The organism is Streptomyces natalensis ATCC 27448, from assembly GCF_000935125.1.
GTDB classification, from domain to species: domain Bacteria; phylum Actinomycetota; class Actinomycetes; order Streptomycetales; family Streptomycetaceae; genus Streptomyces; species Streptomyces natalensis.
Map to the genome: position 1 here is coordinate 219,241 of NZ_JRKI01000018.1, position 19,529 is coordinate 238,769.

At 68.3% G+C, this 19,529-nt stretch carries 22 protein-coding genes; 9 read left to right on the forward strand and 13 right to left on the reverse strand.

Features of this window, described 5'->3' with window-relative positions:
* Positions 1-213: 213 nt before the first annotated feature.
* On the reverse strand, positions 214-1,182 hold the full coding sequence (locus SNA_RS13450; protein WP_030063107.1) for an alpha/beta hydrolase: 969 nt from the start codon (positions 1,180-1,182) through the stop codon (positions 214-216).
* 178 nt (positions 1,183-1,360) lie between these two features.
* Between SNA_RS13450 and SNA_RS13455 the strand changes: the two genes are divergently transcribed.
* Positions 1,361-1,825, forward strand: coding sequence for a MarR family winged helix-turn-helix transcriptional regulator (locus tag SNA_RS13455; RefSeq protein ID WP_198535030.1), 465 nt, complete (start codon positions 1,361-1,363; stop codon positions 1,823-1,825).
* Positions 1,826-1,885: 60 nt separating this feature from the next.
* On the opposite strand, the gene SNA_RS13460 is transcribed toward SNA_RS13455, so the two are convergent.
* The 5 genes from SNA_RS13460 to SNA_RS13480 form a co-directional block, all read right to left on the reverse strand.
* On the reverse strand, positions 1,886-2,548 hold the full coding sequence (locus SNA_RS13460) for a TetR/AcrR family transcriptional regulator (RefSeq protein ID WP_030063106.1): 663 nt from the start codon (positions 2,546-2,548) through the stop codon (positions 1,886-1,888).
* Positions 2,549-2,589: 41 nt separating this feature from the next.
* Positions 2,590-3,366 (reverse strand): DUF2306 domain-containing protein, encoded by a 777-nt coding sequence (locus tag SNA_RS13465; RefSeq protein ID WP_063752399.1) that lies wholly within the window; start codon positions 3,364-3,366, stop codon positions 2,590-2,592.
* A 237-nt stretch (positions 3,367-3,603) separates the two neighbouring features.
* Complete coding sequence (locus SNA_RS13470) at positions 3,604-4,050, reverse strand: GlcG/HbpS family heme-binding protein (protein WP_030063104.1); 447 nt, start codon at positions 4,048-4,050, stop codon at positions 3,604-3,606.
* A 57-nt stretch (positions 4,051-4,107) separates the two neighbouring features.
* The gene (locus tag SNA_RS13475; protein ID WP_030063103.1) at positions 4,108-4,428 is read right to left on the reverse strand and encodes an NIPSNAP family protein; all 321 of its coding nucleotides are present in this window, start codon (positions 4,426-4,428) and stop codon (positions 4,108-4,110) included.
* A gap of 30 nt (positions 4,429-4,458) precedes the next feature.
* On the reverse strand, positions 4,459-5,427 hold the full coding sequence (locus tag SNA_RS13480; protein WP_044365142.1) for an NADP-dependent oxidoreductase: 969 nt from the start codon (positions 5,425-5,427) through the stop codon (positions 4,459-4,461).
* A gap of 139 nt (positions 5,428-5,566) precedes the next feature.
* On the opposite strand from SNA_RS13480, the gene SNA_RS13485 reads away from it, so the two are divergent.
* The 7 genes from SNA_RS13485 (at position 5,567) to ku (ending at position 12,702) form a co-directional block, all read left to right on the forward strand.
* On the forward strand, positions 5,567-5,944 hold the full coding sequence (locus SNA_RS13485; protein ID WP_030063100.1) for a winged helix-turn-helix transcriptional regulator: 378 nt from the start codon (positions 5,567-5,569) through the stop codon (positions 5,942-5,944).
* A gap of 1,350 nt (positions 5,945-7,294) precedes the next feature.
* Positions 7,295-8,125: an IS5 family transposase gene (locus SNA_RS13490; RefSeq protein ID WP_030063099.1), complete on the forward strand. Its 831-nt coding sequence runs from the start codon at positions 7,295-7,297 to the stop codon at positions 8,123-8,125.
* Positions 8,122-8,544 carry a hypothetical protein gene (locus SNA_RS13495; protein ID WP_052808905.1) on the forward strand — a complete coding sequence of 141 codons (423 nt, stop codon included), beginning with the start codon at positions 8,122-8,124 and terminating at the stop codon, positions 8,542-8,544. Before SNA_RS13490 ends, SNA_RS13495 begins: the two co-directional genes overlap by 4 nt.
* Before the next feature lie 228 nt (positions 8,545-8,772).
* A complete protein-coding gene (locus SNA_RS13500; protein WP_051877513.1) occupies positions 8,773-9,651 on the forward strand; it encodes an immunity 49 family protein in 879 nt (292 codons plus the stop codon).
* Positions 9,652-10,274: 623 nt separating this feature from the next.
* Positions 10,275-10,733, forward strand: coding sequence for a hypothetical protein (locus SNA_RS42220; protein ID WP_157879900.1), 459 nt, complete (start codon positions 10,275-10,277; stop codon positions 10,731-10,733).
* A 272-nt stretch (positions 10,734-11,005) separates the two neighbouring features.
* The gene (locus SNA_RS39465; RefSeq protein WP_241779628.1) at positions 11,006-11,536 is read left to right on the forward strand and encodes a hypothetical protein; all 531 of its coding nucleotides are present in this window, start codon (positions 11,006-11,008) and stop codon (positions 11,534-11,536) included.
* A 596-nt stretch (positions 11,537-12,132) separates the two neighbouring features.
* Positions 12,133-12,702, forward strand: coding sequence for a non-homologous end joining protein Ku (gene ku / locus SNA_RS13505; RefSeq protein WP_051877514.1), 570 nt, complete (start codon positions 12,133-12,135; stop codon positions 12,700-12,702).
* 542 nt (positions 12,703-13,244) lie between these two features.
* Here the strand turns inward: ku and SNA_RS45165 are convergent.
* The 7 genes from SNA_RS45165 to SNA_RS13540 form a co-directional block, all read right to left on the reverse strand.
* Entirely contained in the window at positions 13,245-13,829 is a 585-nt protein-coding gene (locus tag SNA_RS45165; protein ID WP_078969882.1) for a DUF4158 domain-containing protein, read from the reverse strand.
* 59 nt (positions 13,830-13,888) lie between these two features.
* Complete coding sequence (locus SNA_RS13515; protein WP_030071815.1) at positions 13,889-14,242, reverse strand: hypothetical protein; 354 nt, start codon at positions 14,240-14,242, stop codon at positions 13,889-13,891.
* A gap of 11 nt (positions 14,243-14,253) precedes the next feature.
* Complete coding sequence (locus SNA_RS13520) at positions 14,254-15,645, reverse strand: Asp-tRNA(Asn)/Glu-tRNA(Gln) amidotransferase GatCAB subunit A (RefSeq protein ID WP_030071816.1); 1,392 nt, start codon at positions 15,643-15,645, stop codon at positions 14,254-14,256.
* Positions 15,632-15,841, reverse strand: a complete 210-nt coding sequence (locus SNA_RS13525; protein WP_030071817.1) for a hypothetical protein — start codon at positions 15,839-15,841, stop codon at positions 15,632-15,634. Before SNA_RS13525 ends, SNA_RS13520 begins: the two co-directional genes overlap by 14 nt.
* A gap of 122 nt (positions 15,842-15,963) precedes the next feature.
* Positions 15,964-16,896, reverse strand: coding sequence for an MBL fold metallo-hydrolase (locus SNA_RS13530; protein WP_044365146.1), 933 nt, complete (start codon positions 16,894-16,896; stop codon positions 15,964-15,966).
* 45 nt (positions 16,897-16,941) lie between these two features.
* Positions 16,942-17,895, reverse strand: coding sequence for an MFS transporter (locus SNA_RS13535; protein WP_051877516.1), 954 nt, complete (start codon positions 17,893-17,895; stop codon positions 16,942-16,944).
* A gap of 83 nt (positions 17,896-17,978) precedes the next feature.
* Complete coding sequence (locus SNA_RS13540; RefSeq protein WP_044365149.1) at positions 17,979-18,557, reverse strand: TetR/AcrR family transcriptional regulator; 579 nt, start codon at positions 18,555-18,557, stop codon at positions 17,979-17,981.
* 245 nt (positions 18,558-18,802) lie between these two features.
* Here SNA_RS13540 and SNA_RS43195 point away from each other — a divergent pair, with 245 nt between their 5' ends.
* On the forward strand, positions 18,803-19,486 hold the full coding sequence (locus SNA_RS43195; protein ID WP_030071823.1) for a hypothetical protein: 684 nt from the start codon (positions 18,803-18,805) through the stop codon (positions 19,484-19,486).
* Positions 19,487-19,529: the final 43 nt, after the last annotated feature.

Sequence of the window (19,529 nt, forward strand, 5' to 3'; positions counted from 1 at the left end):
TCGACACGGTTCAACCAATCTGCGCGGAACGCGCGATGCTGGGTTGAGGAGAGAGCGGGGCCGGCCCCGGTGCGTCCGATCCGGGCAGCGCGAACATCGCAGCCCGGTTTGCGCCGGGACAAGCCACCGGCGGCCAACGGAAATCTGACGTGTGATCAAGCGGCCGGTCCTGGGCACGCGGTGATCCAGCATGCCCAGGACCGGCGGGTGGGCTCAGCCCCCCTCGAAGGCGCGGCGCAGCACCGTGACGGCTTGGGTGATCGCTGCCTCGGCGGCCTGGGTGCCGCGCAGGGCGTTGAGCATGACGAAGTCGTGGATGATGCCCTGGTAGCGGGTCGCGATGACCGGGACGCCGGCCTCGCGGAGCTTGTTGGCGTAGGCCTCGCCCTCGTCGCGCAGCACGTCGGCCTCCGCGGTGACGACCAGTGCCGGGGGCAGGTCCTTGAGTTCCTCGATGGTGGCGCGCAGCGGGCTGGCGGTGATCCGGGCGCGCTCGGCCGGGTCGGTGGTGTACTGGTCCCAGAACCACTGCATGGCGTCCCGGCGCAGGAAGTAGCCGGTGGCGAACTGCCGGTAGGAACCCGTGTCGAACGCCGCGTCGGTGACCGGGTAGAACAGGACTTGCTGAACCAGCGGGACGCCGCCGCGCTCCTTGGCCATCAGCGTCAGCGCGATGGCCATGTTGCCGCCCACCGAGTCACCCGCGACGGCGATCCGGCCGGCGTCCAGGCCGTTGGTCGCGCCGTCGGTGACGATCCATCGGGCGGTGGCGAAGACCTGCTCGACGGCCACCGGGTAGCGGGACTCCGGGGACAGGTCGTACTCCGGGAACACCACCGCCGCGCCGGCACCGACGGCCAGCTCGCCCACCAGGCGGTCGTGCGTGTGGGCGTTGCCGAACACCCAGCCCGCGCCGTGGACGTAGAGGATGACCGGCAGCGCGCCGGTGGCTCCGGCGGGACGGACGATCCGGGTCCGCACCGACCCGGTCGGCCCGCCGGGCACGGTGACCCACTCCTCGTCGACCGCGGGCTTGGTGATCTCCCCGGACTGCACCTCGTGCACGGCCTTGCGGCCCTCCACCGGACCGAGGTCGAACAGGAACGGCGGCTCCGCCGTCGCCGCGGCGAACGCGGCGGCGGCCTGCTCCAGGACCGGCGCGGCCGGGATGTTGTCGGACATGGCTGACTCCTCACACACAGAGATGATGTGACGCACTGCCAGATCGGCGGCCCGTGCGTGGCGCCGCCGAGAAAGAAACCTATTGCACGATTACATTGTGCACAATCTAATCGCCCACATTGAAACTGCCCGTTCGAGACCGTAGGCTCGACCAGTGGAATCACTGGAAGGGGTGCCGATGTCCGGAAGCCGGGGCGCACGCGACGGCCAGGAGTACTCGCTGCTGCTGGACGACCAGCTGTGCTTCGCGCTGTACGCGGCCTCGCGCGCGGTGACCCAGCGGTACCGCCCGCTCCTGGACGACCTCGGCCTGACGTATCCGCAGTACCTGGTCCTGCTGGTGCTCTGGGAGTACGGCAGCGTTCCGATCAAGGAGATCGGTGCCGCCCTCCAACTCGACTACGGCACCCTGACTCCACTGATCAAGCGCCTGGAGGCCGCCGGCCTGGCCCGCCGCGAGCGCCGCCCCGACGACGAGCGCACGGTCCTCGTCAGCCTCACCGACGAAGGCGGCGACCTGCGGGTCCGGGCCCGCGCCGTCCCCGTAGCCATCGGTGACGCCATGGGACTGTCACCCGAGGACCACCGCGAGGCGATGCGGATCCTACGGACCCTCACCGCCCAGGTGGCGGCCTCCGGCTGACTGGCGCGGCCAACCCGACCGCGTTCCGCTACAGCCATACAAGTCGGAACCTCACCGGCGTCAGGCGCGGCTGGTGAGACCCTGCAGCAGGTAGTGCAGGCCTGCGTCCACGGCGGCCTCGCGCTCGGCGACGGACCTGGACGGCTGCAGGTTGAGCAGGATGGTGGCCAGGCCGTGGACGGTCGCCCAGCTGGCCATGACGGCCGCGTCCGTCTCCTCGGCCGGAAGCAGGCCCGCCTCGGTCAGGCGTCGCAGGGCTGCAATGAGCAGTGTGTCCGGCTTCGGGTGGTCCTCGCTCGCGGAGTCCGACTGCTTCTCGCCGAGTCCCGGGGTGCCGACCCCGTCGGGGTTGCCGTCCATGGCGATCCGGAACAGGCCGGGCTGGTCGAGCGCGAAGTGCACATAGGCGCGGCCGACTTCGCGCAGGTGGACCTCGGCCGCCTCGCGTGCGTCGGCGGGCTCGTCGACCTGTGCGAGGTGCGACAGCATGGCGGCGGCCATCGCGCGCAGGGCGTGCTGGGCGACCGCGGACTTCAACTCGGCCAGCGTTCCGAAGTGTGTGTAGACCGCGTTGGGCGCCACGCCCACGATCCGGGTGACCTCCCGCAGCACGATCGCTTCGGGCCCGCCCGTGCGGGCCAGTTCGGCCCCGGCCCCGACGAGCGCGGCCCGGAGGTCTCCGTGGTGGTAGCTGGAGCGGGTGCGCGTCGAACGAGTGGCCATGTCGTCGATCCTGGCACGGACGTTCACCGCGGGCCAGCAGCTCATTCCGAGACGGGCGCGGCTTGGACCTGGGAGCGCCGCTGTCCGGCCGAGGGGGTGAAGCGCAGACCCGGCAGGTTGCGGCGACGGATCATGAGCTCGGCTATGACGATGTTGGGCAGCCAGCACAGGAACGGGACGGCGGCGTAGGCGTTGTCGAACATCTGCTGGTCCGTCGCATGGCTGCCGATCAGGGCCTGGATGCCGATGAGTAGGCCGAGCCAGAGTCGCAGGGTGGGGGCGGCGAAGGTCAGGGCGAAGCTGCGGATCATCCACGCCCGGTGCTCGGCCACGTCGTGTCCGCGGATCGCGCGGTAGCCGCGGTAGGTGGTCCACGCCCACAGCACCGCCAGACTGCCGAAGCCGAAGAAGCCCACCAGCCCGGCCTCGCTGACGAACGACATCACGAACGCTGCGACCGAGCCGAACGCGATGGCGACGACGTAGGTGCGCCCGGTCCAGCGGTGGATGGCGGGCCACCGTCGGCGGATCGCGCGGACGAACTGGAACGGCCCCACGGAAAGGGCCAGGCCGGCGAAGACGATGTGCAGGTAGAAGGCGATCTGGATCGGCAGTGCGCGGTGGGCGTAGTTGTTCGCCAGTCCGACGCGCTGGGCGCCGAGCGTCTGCAGGCCGGCGGTCGCGTACTGGCCGACGAAGTAACCCGCGACGGCGAGTGAGAGCACGGTCATGAAGGTCCAGTTGAGCCGGGGGTTGCCCTTTCCCGTGGCCCTGTCCTTGCTCGCGGGCGGGGTCTTCACTGTCGGTGTGGTGGTCACGGCGGTGCCTTTCTCGGGGAAGGCGGAGGTGCAGAACCATCAATCTGGACACCGTCCAGATTAGGGAGTGTGCATTCGACGTGTCGACGCACCTGGACCGGATGGATCGGCAGTCGGCGGGTGCCGATCTGGTGGTGGATTGCCGCCCGAGGACCGCAGCGAGGTGACATGGGTCCAGATCGTGCACGTGTCGGTCTGGCCGGTCGGCGCCGGCCAGACCGACACTCCGGTGGTCAGTCAGTGAGCGGGCAGCTCGAACCCGAGGGCGGTCAGGGCCTCCACGGCGGCCTGCTGGTCCTGCTCGTACGTGCCGCCCGAGATGCCGATACCTCCGATGCACTGGCCGTTCTCGGTGATCGGATAGCCCCCGCCGACGGCCATCAGGCGCGGGTGGCCGGCCAGCGGCGCGACGCGCGGGTTGGCGAGGTAGTCGTTCCACACGTGGGTCGGGGTGTGGAAGGAGGCCGCGGTCCAGGCCTTGTCGAGCGCGACCTCGGTGGCGAGGAAGGGCGCGCCGTCGGCACGGTCGAAGGCCATCAGGTGTCCGCCGTGGTCAGTGACGGCGACGGCTGCCGTGAAGCCGATCCGGGCGGCGGCGGTGTGCACCGCCGCGATGAGTGCGCCGGCGGCGGCCTGGGTGATCGTGGCGGCTGGGGCTGACTTCTGGAGCGTGTCAGTGGTCATGACGGGTTTCCTTCGGGACTGGGCGGTGCTGGTGGCGCTGCAGCGGTGAGGGCCGGGTCACCGCAACGGTGAGGCGGGGGTTGGGGTGACGCGGGTGACGACGGACTTCTCGGGGATCAGCAGGCCGTAGACGACCGGCCCGATCTCGTTCTTCCAGCGGTCGTGCTGGTAGACCGCCGCGTACAGGGCCTCGCTCTGGGCCTCGTCCTCGAACCGGCGGATCCACACGTAGCCGTCCTCGTCCTGGGCGTCGACGAAGGAGGCGGTCACGTCCATGCCCAGCGAGGCCTGGAACGGGATGACCACGTCCTCCATGTACCGCACCCACTCCTCGCGACGTCCGGGCTGCGCCTGGTAGCGGCGGATCTCGTAGTACATGCTGCTAGTCCAACTCTCTTGCGATGGTGGTCAGTTGGTGACAATCAGGACGAGCTTGCCGCGGGTGCGACCGGCCTCGCCGCGGGCGTGGGCCGCACCGGCCTGCTCCAGCGGGAAGGTCTCCTCCACCTCGACGGTGACCTCGCCGGCGTCGATCAGGCCGGCGATCGCCGTCAGTGCGGCGCCGTCCGGCTCGACCAGGAACGGGGTGACCCGCGCACCGGCCGCCTCGGCGGCCTGGGCCAGCTCCGGGGAGACGCCGGCCGGGATCGCGACCAGCAGGCCGCCCGGGCGCAGGACCTTCAGCGATCGGGTACTCGTCTGGTCGTGAGCGTCGCCCACCAGGTCGATGACGACGTCGACGTCCGCGACGGCGTCCTCGAAGCGGGTGGTGGTGTAGTCGATGCTCTCGTTGGCGCCGAGTTCCTTGAGCCAGGGGTGGCGGGCGGCGCTGGCGGTGGCGATCACGTGGGCGCCCAGGTGGCGGGCGAACTGGACCGCGAAGTGGCCCACACCGCCGGCCGCGGCCGTGACCAGGACGCGCTGCCCGGCCTGCACGTGGGCGGTGTCGACCACGGCCTGCCAGGCGGTCAGCGCCGCCAGCGGCACGGCAGCCGCATGTACGTGGTCGAGGGTGGCCGGCTTGCGTGCCCACTGGCGAGCCGGCGCGGTCACGAACTCCGAGTAGCCGTTCGCGACGCGCGGGAACCACGGCATCCCGTACACCTCGTCACCGGCCTTCAGCGTGGTCACACCGAAGCCGACCTCCTCCACCACACCCGACACGTCCCAGCCCAGGGTGAACGGCGGCTCACCCAGCAGGCCCGCCATGCCGGTGCCGCCGCGGGTCTTCCAGTCCACCGGGTTGATTCCGGCCGCATGCACCCGGACCAGCACCTCGGTCGGCAGCGGCACCGGGCGCCGCACCTGCTCGACCCGCAGCACCTCCGGGCCGCCGAAGGTGTCCTGGACCACCGCGCGCATCATGTCTGCGGACATGCGTCATCTCCTGAAAGAGCACTCTGTGGAGGGCCGTTGGCGGCCCTCCCTCGACGTCGACGACGCTATCCCCGTGGGTATAGTTACCTTCAAGGTCCAGTACTTCCCATCGGGAAGTGACCTGGTGAGGAGAGTGAGCATGACGACCACGTGCCCCAGCGGCCGGCACTCGCACCACGACGTCTACGCCGCCCAGTGCCCCTGCCGCACCCTGCTCGACCTACTCGCCAACAAGTGGTCCGCCCTGGCCATCGGCGCCCTCGAAGACGGCCCCCAGCGCTTCGGCGAACTCCAGCGCAAGCTCCAGGGCGTCAGCCCCAAGGTGCTGACCCAGACTCTGCGCCGCCTGGAAGACTTCGGCATCCTCGACCGCACCGTCTACCCCGCCGTCCCACTGCACGTCGAGTACTCCCTCACCCCGCTCGGCCAGAGCGCCGCGATCCCCCTCAACCAGCTCCGCTCGTGGGTCGAGGACAACATCGACCACGCCTACCGACCCGAGCCGGTCGCGTCCTAGGGCCTGTCCGGCGGACAAGCCCTAGCGGGGCGCACGGTCGACCACCGCAGTCCCCGCCGTCGTTGCCCTTTGCCGGAAGCCGACGGGTTGCACTCCCGGGCCACGGACCCGACCGAGGGATCATCGGGGATTCTCCGACCCGACGGAAAAGACGAGCCCCGCTCGCTCAAGGCAACCCCTGCAATCGTGGCCACTTCCCTTCGAGGAAGCGTGAGGGCGATCCCCCTTGCCGTCCGGACCCGGCCCCGCGCCAAGTGCGACATTTGCCCGATGGTGCGTCAACATCCTTGCTGAACACGCTGATCTGTTCCGGTATTGACCCGTCGCCGGATCCAGACACCAGTCACTGACGTCACCGCACTGCCGACCAGGTTCGCGTCCAAACGCCGTCAGCGTCGTTGCGGTCGGGTACAGGACGGCCAAGCGGGGATCGACACGACCAACTTGCCGTACGCGTGAGATGCGGATGCCGGGCAGAGGGTGCACCCCGCGGGCCCATCCTTGTCATTTACGGACAGCCCTGCCAGCAGGCCACCCAGCCACCCAGCACTCCCATCTGCACCACCAATGCACGCTTGTCCACCAGTCGTCCACCGAGACCCTCCGAGACCGAGTGAACCGACTCGCCATCATCGGCAAAGCCGCAGGTCACAGGGCTGCGCAGCGAATGAATGACGCCAGCGAACCCGCGACCTACGCATTGCGATGCGCAGAGTCCAGGTGCCCGATTTTCCCGATTCCCATGGTCAACGAAACGAGAAAACCCCAGGTCAGAGGCCTGACCTGGGGTTTACCTTGGAGCCGCTTTCGGGATTCGAACCCGAGACCTACGCATTACGAGACCAGCAGGGATCGTGTTGCGTGGTGCCGTCCCGTGCCGTCTTGCCTGATCAGAGCATGTGCAGCAGGTTAACCCCTGCTACCCCATGTTGCACCGTCCGAAGGCGTCCGTCCACCGGCTGTCCACCGAGACGGCCTCCGGCGGTGCCGCCGGACCGCCGGCCGGAGCTTGTTGGCATGCTACAAACCGACCACGAGGGTGTCGCCGTTGCCGAAGTCTCGGCCGGCACCCCTGTCCAGCTCCAACCGCTGTCACGGGGATGGACCCGTGAGTTCGTGGTGAAGCCACGGTACCGGTTTCGGCGGACGGTTCCAGGAGTTGGCGACGGTTGCGTCCGGGGAAGTGGTGTACGGGTTCCATCCGTTCCGGGGGTTTCGTCCCGGTAGCAGGTGTCGCCTGAGAACGTAAGAGTGCGGTACGTGATCTTCCGTCCTGCTTGTCATCGCTCGATGGGGTGATGTTGAGGCATCGTTGCCGGTCAAACGTTCGGGGTTCGCTTGGGTGACGGGATGAGTGATCGCATGCCGTACTCGAGTGACGTCTGTGACGAACAGTGGGCCCTGATCGAGCCCGTGATCACAGCGTGGAAGGCCGGGCATCCCTCGGCCAGTGGCCACCGGGGCAAATACACGATGCGGGAGATCGTGAACGCGGTCCTGTACCAGAACCGCAGCGGCTGCCAGTGGGACCTGCTGCCCCACGACCTGCCGCCTGCCGGCGCGGTGAAGTACTACTTCTACAAGTGGCGCGACGACGGCACCGATCAGACCATCCATGATCTGCTGCGATGGCAACTGCGGGAGAAGAAGCGGCGGTTAGCCGACCCGAGCCTGATAATCCTGGACACGCAGAGCGTTCACGCGTCCGTCGGGGTGCCGGCCACCACGACCGGCAAGGACGCGGCGAAAAAGGTGCCGGGCAGGAAGAGATGCCTGGCCGTAGACGTTTTGGGCCTCGTCATCGACTGCGTCGTCCTGCCTGCCTGCGCCCACGAGAACGCCGCCGGCATCGCCCTGCTGGACAGTGTCGCCGGGCAGTGCGACACGGTGACCAAGGCCCTGGTCGGCCAGGGCTTCAAGAAGAAAGTCGCCGATCACGGCAAGAACCTGGGCATCGACGTGGAGATCGTCGAGCGCAACCCGGCCGACAAGGGCTTCATCCCGCAGGCCAAGCGGTGGATCGTGGAGCAGACGAACGGGATCTTGATGTTCTACCGCCGTCTCGTGCGTGACTACGAACATCGGCCCGCCTCCTCCCGCTCCCGCGTCCTTTGGGCGATGACCTCCGTGATGAGCCGCCGCCTCACCGGTCGCACCATCGCCTCCTGGAGGACCGCATGAGCGAGAACGTGCAGGTCAAGGCCATTCTGGTACACATCGAGGACCGAGAGCGCGAACTGTCTGACCAGGCTGAGCAGTTGAGGGCCCGCATCGAGGAACTCACCGGGCAGCTCGGCGAGATCGACGCGGAGAGCGAGAACCTGCGCATCACCCACAAGACCCTCCTCGCTCTCCCCCTGTCCCCACCCGCCGCCGAGCCGGACCGCCCCGATATACCGGAGTACCCCGCCTACCAGCAGATCCTCACCGCCCTGGCCGACACGGGCCGACCGATGCGCGCCCGCGACCTCTGCCAGGCCCTCGACCTGCCGATTCTCCCGAAGAACACCGAAGGCATCCGGTCCAAGCTGAAGCGCCTGGTCAGCCGGGGCATCCTCCTCGAACCCGAACCCGGCTTGTTCGCCCGCCCCGGCGCGTGAGGGCCGTCCCCCGCCCGCGACCAGCGATCCTTCCCCAACCTCAACTACGAAACGGACAAGAGCTCACGTTCCGCACTCTCAGTGCCTGCCGCCCCAGGTAGGCAGACGCCTGCCCCGTGAGATCAATGCTGGAGCTCCGCCACCACGGCTGGCCTTCGTGGCCAACCCCGACGCTCGGGCGGGTCAACTCAACCGCTAAGGGGCCATCTGAAGCGCTAAGTCTCAGTGATGTGTCCGGGCGATTCGCCTGGATACTGCCTCCGCTGCTGCGGCCGTGCCGGGCGGCTCGTCTCCGGCGCCACCGCAAAGGCGCCGGACCTCGCCGAACTCAGGCACACCACAGCCACGTCCATCGCGGCCCTCATCCGGGACCCCGCCGGACTGCCGGACGCCTTCGCCGCCGCCCTCGCACTCGGTCACGCCCGCTGCGCGGCCGATCCCAGCGCAGCGCACGTCGACACCTGGGGTCCCTGGGCCCTGGCCGTGCAGCTCGGCTCCGCGCTGTTCTGCGGCGCGCAGCCGCAGGAGTGCTGGTTGGACGAGGACCTCGTGCGGCAGCTGCCTGCCCTCCCCGCCGAGCCGCCCGCCGATGCCCGCAGATGGCTCGATGCCTTCTACGTCGCGGTCGTGTGCCGTCAGCCGGACCGGGTCAACCGGCTGTGCCAGGTACCGCTGGAGGCACTGCAGCGCGACGACTCCGTCGACGCATACGTCCTGCACTGGATCGACACCCTGCAGACCTACTGCTCCGACCGCCCCATCAACGACACCGTCGACAAGCTGATCGCCACCATGGAGGCATCCGCGCCCCGGTCTCTGACCCACGCCCCGAAGGACTTCGTCGACCTGATCGACTATCAGCCGGCCGCCCTCTTCCACCGCCTGATCACCCGCGACCGCGACGCCTTCGCCGAAGCACTGGCCGAAGCCCTCGACCACCACAAAACGTACTGGCGCGACTCGGCGGCGCCCCGTGCCCAGGTGGCGCTCGGCCCGCTGGCCATGGCGTGTCTGGCGTACGACTACGAGTTCCCGTTCGAGACCGAGCAGCCCTACCTGCCCCGGTACCTGCTCAACCGCGAACGCATCGAGACGATCCCCGGCTGACACCGGCAGAAGATCGCCGAGGTAGCGCGCAGGCGCAAGCGATGGCGCCTGGCGTGGCTGATGCCGAACGCGTTCTTCGTCATCAGCGCCTGCAATCGCCGTCTGGAAACAATTGTTTCCACCGGTGGGCTCCGCGGGGGCAAAACCCTCGGTGGCCCCATCCACCGGGCGCTCGCGAGCACGCCAAGCGCGAGACGTATCCCGAAGCCGTCGAGAACGGCTGGCGTCCGCCTCAGCCAGGCAGCAGGGTCCGCCGACCACAACGCCCTGATACCACCGACCGGTACACCCGCTCGCGCGGCCTGCTCATGACAGCCCCAGCCACGAGTTGCTCGGGGCGTCGCCTAACCGGATTGGCGGGATCCACCGTCTTTGAGAGGTGCGCAGAGATCAGGCCATCTGTCACAGCGCCTACTGGAGGGAAGGGGGAAATCAATTCGCTAAATTCGGGCGAAAGGTGGACAGTGCGCACCAAGCCGGGTCCACGAACCAGCCAAAGTAGTTCAATCTGTTTGACTGCCGCCATTCTTTCATGGGGGATCCCTCCGAAACCTCACACGGGGATCAAACAGGGGGATATCGTGAGGGAATTCGGAAGAGCGATAACTTTTGGCTTTGCGAGCATGGCGCTCGCGGTCTTCAGCTTTGCCGCCCCGGCAGCTGCATACAGCCCTCAGGGCGGCACCGTCACCAATAATACCGGGATTGAAGCCACCGACGGTCTCACGGCAGGGCAGCCCGTAATCCACACGCGCGGTGACGGGGTGAAGCCGCCCGCGGAGCTGGGTAACCCCTCTGAGTGGGGTGTGGTAAAGATCGAAATCAACGATTCGACTGTCCAGCCGTTGGGAAATACCTGCAAAGAAGTCACTCACGGCACGTGGTGCTATGGGTGGGAATCGGCGGGCGTGGATGGAAAGAAGTGCTATTCGAACTACCGCGCGGATACGGGCCACCTGACCACGGTCAGAGTTCAAAACGTCGACTATTCAAGCGGCTGGGTGCCGAAGTACAAGACTTCCTACGCCAATGTAACCATTGGCCTGGCGTACACTTGCTACGCCTACTACAATAACGCTTAAATGCGACCCCCGCGTTGCGGGGTGAATTCCTGGTTGCGGGGTGAATTCCTGCTAGGCGGGGTCGACTGGCGTGCGACCCTGGGTCCACACGGGCAACCCTGTGGACCCAGGGCTCTACTGTGTCCGCTTGGTCTCAGACTGGACGGGGAAGAGAAATCGGAAACTTTCCGGGCGCTCGCGCTTTGTCGCTGGCAGCGCCACTCGGGGTTGGTTTTCTGCTTGGCCTACTAGGCCCTCTTGCTGGAAAGTGGGACAGTCCCGCCAGTGTAGTCGTGGACGTCATTTTCTCCGGCGGATGGTCATGGGCCTGTTACGCATTTCTGGTGGGTTATTTCCGTCAATCCAAAATTGAATCCGTCATTCTTGCGCCCCTTGGACTGGCCATCGGGGTGGTTACTTACTACCTATTTAAGGATTCAATTCTTGCCGACACCTCGGACGGATTGCAAGCCGGCGCCTCAGGTTCAGGTTCTAAAATTGCGGTATGGGGAATGCTGGCGTTTGCATTCGGGGCACCTCTCGGCCTCTTGGGTAACGTCGCGCGAATCCCAGGCGTTGGCGGCCTCTTCTTTCGGCTGCTTATTCCGCTCGTAGCCTTCTACGAGACCTCTATGCGCTTGGATGGGGAGTCGCGCGGGCAAGGTTTGGTCGTCACAAGTACCTGGAATGCTGTTCGATTCATCGCAGTGGCTGTTGCGTTCGCTCTGGTGGGTCACACGATCTGGAGTTGGTGGCACGCTCGACGTACTCGTTCTTCGAGATCTGAAGAGCTTGATTGCCGACAAGACCGTGAGGTGAGCTGAGTATGAAGTCGCGGACGGCACCCTGATCCCGGTGCGCGCGTCGGCGCGTCCAGCCATAACCACAGGTTGCGCCGCAACGCTATAAGAGACAATGCTTACGCATCAGCGGCAGGCGCTGAAGTCGCGGCGCGCGGCATCGACCACCGCCGTGACACCGGCCGGAGCCGGGTCGGGGCCGACGAGGGGGGTGCTACCGCCTTTGGGCTGGTGATCAGCCTGGGTGGGCGGGGTCCTTCATCACCCAGGTGCCACCGGAGCAGTCTTCCGGCAGCGGCGGGAAGCGGTGGCCTTTGACGTCGGTGCTGGGGGTGGGCCCTGCCACAGTCGCACTCGTAGATGCCGCTTCGCGGCACCACCTCGCCGGGGCGGTACGTCTCCTGGTTTTCGCTCATGCCACCTGTCTACGTCCGGCGACCCCGCCGGGCGATACGTGGCGGCCACCCCACCGGGGCCGCCACGCTGACCCATCCATGGCCGCACGATGTGAGCCCCGGCGCACGCGTTGCCGCGAGGCAACCCTGACGCCCTGACCTGCCACAACACCGGGATGCGATCACTGCTCGGCGGGAGTGCGACAGGAGAACAAGGAGGACGTCATGGCCAGCGCGGTCTGGAACGGCGTGGTGACGATCGGCCTCGTCACCCTGCCCATCCGCCTCGTCACCGCAACGCAGAGCCATACAGCTCGCTTCCGGCAGCTCCAACGCGGGACCACTGACCGGGTGCGCAACAAGTGTGTCAACGAGCGCACCGGCAAGGAAGTCGACACCGAGGAGATCGTCAAAGGCTTCGAGGTCGGCGACGAGTACATCGTCGTGGAACCCACAGAGCTGGACGACATCGCGCCAGGTCGCTCCCGGGCCCTGGAGATCACCTCGTTCGTCGACGTCGCCGCCATCGAGCTCGTCTACTTCGACCGCACGTACTACCTCGCGCCCCAGGCCAGCGAATACAACGGCATCTACGCCCTTCTCCACCAGGCGATGCGGCAGGCACGGCGGGCCGGCATCGGCACGCTCGTCATGCACCAGCGCCAGTACCTCGTCGCGGTCACCGCAGACGCCGATGGTGTCCTCGCCGCGCACACCCTGCGCTGGACGGATGAAGTGTTCTCCCGCCAGTTGCAGACACTCTCATCAGGGCGTCGGCCCCTCAGCACTGGATAGGCAGTTTCTCGTTACCCCTGACGGTTGCGAGTTCTCTCAGCCGGAGGGGTTGTGGATCTGTTCTTCGTGAGCCGAGCCTATGTGCAGGCACGGCCTGAGCTATGTGGGCAGGCGGGTGAAGAAGCCTTGCGGCGACTGGACTTCCGTGCCCTGCCGGATCGTCTTCCGGTGATCGTGGACGAGCATATGCGCCCGGTGGAACCGGCCTGCAGCTGGTTTCTTCACCTCGCGTACTTGGGGCGGGATCCGGAGAGCACCCTGCGGCACTACGCCTACATCGTGCTGCGGCTGATGGACTTCCTGATCGAGCGAGGCCGGCAGCTCGGTACGGCGACCGAGTCTGATCTGGTGGCCTACCGGCGTTCGCGTACGGAGTTGCAGGACGAACCTGTGGGCGGTTCTGCGTGGGACCGCGAGGCATCGGTGATCCACTCGCTGATGGACTGGATGGTCGGGCAGGGACTGCGTCGTGCGTCGCCGCTGCGGTCGGTCGAGACTTCCAACCCGCTTTCCAGCGGGATGAGTCGGGAGATGGACATCCGTCATCTCACTCTGGCCCAGTACGTGTTCTTCCGCGATGTCGGGCTGGGCGGGCAGACTCTCGACGGCGAGGTCGACCGGTCGTTTCGCGGCCGGGCGCCGAACCGGGGGCGGGCGGCGTCCGACCTGGCGCTGATGACGGGGATGCGGCTGCAGGAGTGGTCGACGGTGCTGCTGCCGGAGCTGGCGGTGGGGATGCGGCAGCCCGGCGAGATCGTGGAATTCCACCTCCAGCCGGCCAGCCGCTCCTGGTCCTCCTCGGTGCTCGCCCGGAACCCGTACGCCGCCCGGATCTCCTTGCGGTGCCGCTTGATCCGGTCCCCCTGCCAGTCATAGGCCGCCCACGCCTCGGCCGGCACCTTCACCTGCTGGGCCACGTACACCACCGCGGCAGTCGGTACCTCCCGGGCCGACTCCGGGAACCGGGCCTCCACCTCGAAGAACTTCAGCAGCAGCGCGAAGCCGAGCCGGGTCGCCCCCGACTTGTTGCGCAGCCTCTTCATGTCGTCTTCGAGCAGCGTCCAGACCTCGATCAGGTCCTCCGGCTCCCAGTCCTGCCGCACCCGCCCACCCGCCCTTCGCCTCACCTGCCGTCACCCATTCAGCCCAACGAGGAGACCGGCGAGGGGAAATGAGGCCAAAGCGGCTACTCAGCGCTACACGCCACCTGGCCGTGGCTATACGAGAACCGGGCCGTGACCGCATCGCCGCCTTCCGAACCGTGCCGGTGCCCCCGAGAGAAGCTGCGGGAGAAAAGCAGGTTGCCGGCCTCCAGCTCTTCGACCACCGCGATTGCCTGGGCCACGAACTCCAGGACGATCCATGGGTCCAGGCGGACCTCGCCCTCGGGAATCGTGTTGCCCTCGTCGTCGGTGACGCCCTTGAAGTGCCGACCGGTGACCTTGTAGCGGACAGTGCCGTCCTTGCGGTCCTCGTGTGTGCAGCAGCCCTTGACGAGGTGCTGGACTACTGGCGGGAGGGGGTTATTCCGACCGTGCACTATTCCCCAGATCAGGCTGCCGTGGCGAGGGCCCGGGCGGGCTGTGTCTGCTCGTAGGCGTGGCCGACCCGTAGGAGTGTGGGCTCACCGAGGGGGCGGCCCAGTAGTTGCATGCCGATGGGCATGCCCGCCGTGTCGTGGCCGACCGGAACGGTCAGGGCGGGGACTCCGGTGATGTTGGCGGGGGAACTCAGGCGTACGTAGGCGTCGGAGACGCTCTCGACCGTGCCGTCGGGCCAGGTCACCGTCTCCTGGCCGGCCCCGACTGCCGGCATCGGGACGCTCGGGGCGACGATCACGTCGACGTCCTCCAGCATCCGTGCCCACTCGGCGCGCATGAGAGTGCGGGAGCGCTGAGCGCGCACGTAGTCGCCGGCGCTCATCAACTCGCTTGCCTCCAGGAGGATGCGGACGTCCTCCTCGTACAGGCCGGGGACCGTGCGCAGGCTGCCTTCGTGGTAGGCGCCGGCCTCCGGCACCATCAGGCCCCACTGGGTGGCCTGGATGTAGCGGGTCATCGGGATGTCGACCTCGACGAGCTGGGCGCCCAGGGCTTCCAGCTGCCCGATGGCGTGCCGGACGGCGGTTTCCACCTGCGGGTGGACGTGGTCGAAGTAGTAGGTGCGCGGCAGACCGATGCGCAGCCCTGTCAGGTCTGTGCCGGTACCGGGCCGGTAGTCCACGGCGGGCAGAGCGAGCGAGGCGGGGTCGCGCGGATCGTGTCCGGCCAGCGTGGTCAGGACCAGGGCCGCGTCCTCGACGGTGCGGGTGATCGGACCGACGTGGTCCAGCGACCAGGACAGGGAGGTGACGCCGTGACGGGGGACGAGACCGTAGGTCGGCTTGAGGCCGACGACGCCGTTGAGCGCGGCGGGCACCCGGATCGACCCGCCGGTGTCGGTGCCCAGGGCGAAGGTCGCGGTGCCCGACGCCACGGCGACGGCGGAGCCGCCGCTGGAGCCGCCGGCGACCCGGCCGGTGTCCCAGGCGTTGCGGGTCTGAGGGGTGGTCAGGCCGAACGCGAATTCGTGGGTGTGGGTCTTGCCGAGCAGAATCGCGCCGGCTGTGCTCAGACGCGCGGCGACGGTGCTGTCCGCCGTGGCGCGGTGGTCGGCGCGGACCCGGGAGCTGGCCGTGGTGGCAATCCCGTCGACGTCGATGAGGTCCTTGAGGCCCATCGGGATGCCGTGCAGTGGTCCCCGGTGACGGCCGTGCGCCGCTTCGTGTTCGGCTTCGCGTGCGGTCCGGCGCGCCTGCTCCGCGGTGACCGTGACGTAGGCGCCGAGGTGTGGCTCCGCCTTCTCGATCCGGTCGAGGACCGAGTCGACCAGTTCGACGGGGGACAGTCGCCGGTTCCGTATCGCGTCCGCGGCGGCGGTGAGGGACAGCTCATACGGTTGCATCGTGCTTCTCCTGTACGGGGTGGTAGGCGGCGGCGGGCGGGACGTCCGCGAAGTCCAGCTCGCGCAGGACCGAGACGACGCTGTGGATGTGGTTGGCGACCGCGGCGACCGTGGCGTGGCGCTCGGCGGGCAGGTCGAGTCCGGCGCGGGCGGCCCAGCGGGCGGCCTCGGGCGGTGTGAGTTCGACGGCGGACATGGATGTTCTTCCTGTCGGTGGGGGTTGGGGCGGCGGTGTGGCCGACACTCTGAAGGCGGAGGTTTCGCGTGGGGCGGCTGAGGACGCCGCGGTGGCCTGTGCGGGTGCGGCCGGTTGCGTGGTCAGGCCGCGGTGGCCGGGATCTCGGTGGCGTGCTCGGCGAGCAGCCGGTAACGGCCGTTCTCCCGGCGGACGGTGCCGGCCGTGGGCTGTGGGAAGTGGGTGCCCAGGAGCAGCGTGTCGGTGTCCGCCATGGTGTCGAGCAGCCGGGCGCGGGTGCGGATGGCCTGGGCGGGGTCGATGTCGACGCAGCTGTGCACGTGGGGGCGGGAGAGCTGCACGGGGTGGTGGATGCTGTCGCCGGTGATCAGCGCGTGGCGGTCGCTGCCGCGCAGTTCGACGGCGATCTGTCCCGGGGTGTGTCCCGGGGCAGGGATGAGCAGGACGCCCGGCGCGACCTCGTGCCCCTGCTCGGGTACGTCCACGAGGTCGTACTGTCCGGCGTCGCGTACGGGGGTGACGGAGTCGCGGAACATCTGGCGTCGGGCCTCGTCCAGGTCGGTGGCGGCCCAGTGGTCCCATTCGGTGCGGCTGGTGAGGTAGCGGGCGTTGGGGAAGGTGGGAACCCAGTCGTCACCGGAGAGGCGGGTGTTCCAGCCGACGTGGTCGGTGTGCAGGTGCGTGGTGATCACGAGGTCCACGGACTCGGGCGGGAAACCGGCCGCCGCCAGGCGCTGCAGGAAGTCGGTGTCGAGTCCGTTCCAGGCCGGGTTGGCGCGCGGCTTGGCGTTGCCGATGCCGGTGTCCACGACGATCCGCAGCCCGCCCGCCTCCACCGCGAAACTGTGGCTCGCCAGACGGGGGACGTCGGCGTCGGCGAAGTCCGGGCGCAGCCACGACGCCTCGTCCAGCACCTCTTTGGTGGCGTCCGGCAGCAGCCAGGGCCCGGTCTGGCGCGGCAGTTCGATCTCGTCGACACGACGTACGGTGATGTCGCCGAGGCTCCATCCCGTGCGTGCGGGTGAAGTGGCCTGGCGGGACGTGGTGGTGCTCATCGGTGGGTCCTTTCGGATGGTGCGGTGCGGGACGGCAGGATCCGGTCAGCCGGTGGTCGGCTGCCGCACGGAGCGGACGAGGCCGGTCAGGGTCAGCAGGGCCCCCGGGACCAGGACCGCGGCGCCGACGGAGCTCACCGTGCGGGCGGACAGGGGCCGCGCGGCCAGGACGGCGAGGCCGGCTGCGGCCGTCAGGGTGAAGAAGACCAGGCCGCCGGTGGCGCGGGACGTGTGCGGGGCGACGAGCCGGGCGAGCGAGGGACCGAGGGAGGAGTAGAAGCCGCCCAGCGCCCAGGCGGCGACGACGCCGGGGGCGAGCAGTCTCATGGCTGGGCGGGAGGCGGGGGCGACGGCGATGCCGGGACGCAGGGAGCGCCACGCGCCGGAGTGGGGGTGTGCGGTCTCGGTGGTGAGTAGCACCGCAGCCGCCTGCGCGGTGAACAGCAGGAGCAGCAGGAGGTAGACGGTGCGGGTGGGAGCGGGGGCGTACTGCACGAGGGCGGTGGAGGCCAGGACGCCGGCCGCCATGCCGGCCACGGGGGTGATGCTGTTGGCGAGCGTCGCCCGTCCTGGGCGGCCGGGGTCCTCGAAGTCGAGCAGGGCGGCTCCGGCGGCGCTGGTGGCGACGCCAGTGGCAAGGCCTTGCAGGATCCGGGCGGCGATCAGCGCCGCGACGCCCTGGGCGGTGGCGAAGACGGCCATCGCGGCGGCCTCCGCGAGCAGCGCACCGATCAGGACGGGGCGCCGGCCGAGGTGGTCCGAGAGAGTGCCCGCCGTCAGCAGGGCGCCGAGCAGGGTGAGTGCGTAGGCGCTGAACACGACGGTGACGGTCAGCGCCGATAAGTGCCATTCGGCCTGGTAGAGGGCGTAGAGGGGGGTCGGCGCGCTGGAGGCGGCCAGCAGGGCGACCAGGACGGAGGCGTGGAGGGGGAAGGCGCTGCGGCGGCCCAGAACGGGCAGGCGGCGGGAAGGGGACGGCGGGGCCAGGACGCTGAGCACGGAGCACCTCTCATGCCTAAAGGCAAACGCTTTGCGTTAGATAGATTAGGCTCCACGCATCCCAAAACGCAAACCCTTAGCTTTTAACTGCCGGAGGGAGCGGCGCCCCGGCCGAGCGCCGACGCCACAAGCCAGTCGGTGTAGGCCTCCGACAGATCCGAGGGGCGGAACAGAATGCGGTACATGAGGGGGGCGACGAGGACGTCCAGCAGGGTCTCCACATCGGGCACGCCCTCCCCACGCCCGGCCGCGCGCACCCCGATGGCCTTCAACTGCTCGGCGGCGTAATCGGAGCAGCGAACCGCGTTGCCCTGCTCGGGGTCGCCCAGCAGGGCGTCGCGGATGTACGTACGACCCGCCATCGAGGCCATCTCCTCCGAGAACTGCACCGCCCACGCCTCCAGGTCCGCCCGCAGGCTGCCGTGGTCGGCCGGCGGACCGTCGGGACGCAGCCGCTCGACGGCGACATCGGACAGCAGCTCCCGCAGGTCCCCCCAGCGCCGGTAGACGGTGGACGGCGTCACCCCCGCGCGGGCGGCGATCAGCGGCACGGTCAGCGCGTCCCGCCCCACCTCCGCCTCCAGATCACGGACGGCCTGATGCACGGACTGCTGGACGCGGGCGCTGCGCCCGCCGGGGCGTGTGGTCGCTCGGGCACTCATGCGTCCAGCTTAATGCGAAAAAGTTGCGTCCGGCCGATTGAACCTCCGACCGCCCATCTTCAGGCCCGTGACCTCGAGCGTGGCCTTGAGCTCGGCAACCGGTCCGTCGACATCCTCGCCCGCGTGCAGTTTCGGGATGGAGGGCGGCTCGTCCTCCTGCACGGCGTCCGGGTCACGCAGCGGGCGCAGCCCCTGACCTGGGCCGCTCGCTTGATGTTGAACAGGTAGCGGCCCAGGAAGTTGATGTGCGGGACGGCACCCCACCTTGGCTGGACCCCTACCGGACCCCCAGCGTCACATCATGTGACACCAAACTGCACTCCCTGCACGGCTCCTACTCGACCCCTGAAACTCCAGAGCTCTCGAAGCTCGCCTTCATAGTCGAGCGCACTCACGCCGACTTCATGACGGCGCTGGAAGCGACCCTGTCCGGATACTTCTCGGTCGCGTCCGATGCCATGCGCGATGTCCTGGAGATCCAGTACCTCCTGATGGACTTCGCGATCAACCCCGGCCACGCTGACGACTGGCTGACGATGCTCATCGAGAAGGCGGCTCCCGGCAGCCGCGCCGAAGATGAGATCAAGAAGGACATGACGTCGTTCGACGAGGCCAGAAGGCAGGCCGAGACGCTTAAGCAGGTCTGGCTCGCCATCCCGGAGGCAAGGGTCAAGCTCCGAGAGGGCGACCCCGCCACCGCCGGCAGCATCATCATTGGGGCGATGGTGGGGAGCGGAATCCTCGACCGCGAACTGATCGTCTCAGCTGGCGATCACGATGCAGTGGTCGAAGCTCTCATCGAGACGATGCACCAGCTCGCCGAGAGCGGTGAGCCCGTTTCCCGGGCTGCCGCCAGGGTATTCCTGAGTATCGCCAAGAGCGACGACACCACCTCCTCCTCCGGGCAAGGCGAGCAGCCTCGTCAGTAGTTCCAACCCCTACGGGTGAACTACGCGAAGCGACCTTCACTCT

Excerpts from the sequence above, each read along its gene's own strand:
- SNA_RS13450 (WP_030063107.1), bottom strand. The coding sequence starts at position 1,182 with ATGTCCGACAACATCCCGGCCGCGCCGGTCCTGGAGCAGGCCGCCGCC.
- SNA_RS13455 (WP_198535030.1), top strand. The coding sequence starts at position 1,361 with ATGTCCGGAAGCCGGGGCGCACGCGACGGCCAGGAGTACTCGCTGCTG.
- SNA_RS13460 (WP_030063106.1), bottom strand. The coding sequence starts at position 2,548 with ATGGCCACTCGTTCGACGCGCACCCGCTCCAGCTACCACCACGGAGAC.
- SNA_RS13470 (WP_030063104.1), bottom strand. The coding sequence starts at position 4,050 with ATGACCACTGACACGCTCCAGAAGTCAGCCCCAGCCGCCACGATCACC.
- SNA_RS13475 (WP_030063103.1), bottom strand. The coding sequence starts at position 4,428 with ATGTACTACGAGATCCGCCGCTACCAGGCGCAGCCCGGACGTCGCGAG.
- SNA_RS13480 (WP_044365142.1), bottom strand. The coding sequence starts at position 5,427 with ATGTCCGCAGACATGATGCGCGCGGTGGTCCAGGACACCTTCGGCGGC.
- SNA_RS13485 (WP_030063100.1), top strand. The coding sequence starts at position 5,567 with ATGACGACCACGTGCCCCAGCGGCCGGCACTCGCACCACGACGTCTAC.
- SNA_RS13490 (WP_030063099.1), top strand. The coding sequence starts at position 7,295 with ATGAGTGATCGCATGCCGTACTCGAGTGACGTCTGTGACGAACAGTGG.
- SNA_RS13495 (WP_052808905.1), top strand. The coding sequence starts at position 8,122 with ATGAGCGAGAACGTGCAGGTCAAGGCCATTCTGGTACACATCGAGGAC.
- SNA_RS13500 (WP_051877513.1), top strand. The coding sequence starts at position 8,773 with ATGTGTCCGGGCGATTCGCCTGGATACTGCCTCCGCTGCTGCGGCCGT.
- SNA_RS42220 (WP_157879900.1), top strand. The coding sequence starts at position 10,275 with ATGGCGCTCGCGGTCTTCAGCTTTGCCGCCCCGGCAGCTGCATACAGC.
- ku (WP_051877514.1), top strand. The coding sequence starts at position 12,133 with ATGGCCAGCGCGGTCTGGAACGGCGTGGTGACGATCGGCCTCGTCACC.
- SNA_RS13520 (WP_030071816.1), bottom strand. The coding sequence starts at position 15,645 with ATGCAACCGTATGAGCTGTCCCTCACCGCCGCCGCGGACGCGATACGG.
- SNA_RS13525 (WP_030071817.1), bottom strand. The coding sequence starts at position 15,841 with ATGTCCGCCGTCGAACTCACACCGCCCGAGGCCGCCCGCTGGGCCGCC.
- SNA_RS13530 (WP_044365146.1), bottom strand. The coding sequence starts at position 16,896 with ATGAGCACCACCACGTCCCGCCAGGCCACTTCACCCGCACGCACGGGA.
- SNA_RS13540 (WP_044365149.1), bottom strand. The coding sequence starts at position 18,557 with ATGAGTGCCCGAGCGACCACACGCCCCGGCGGGCGCAGCGCCCGCGTC.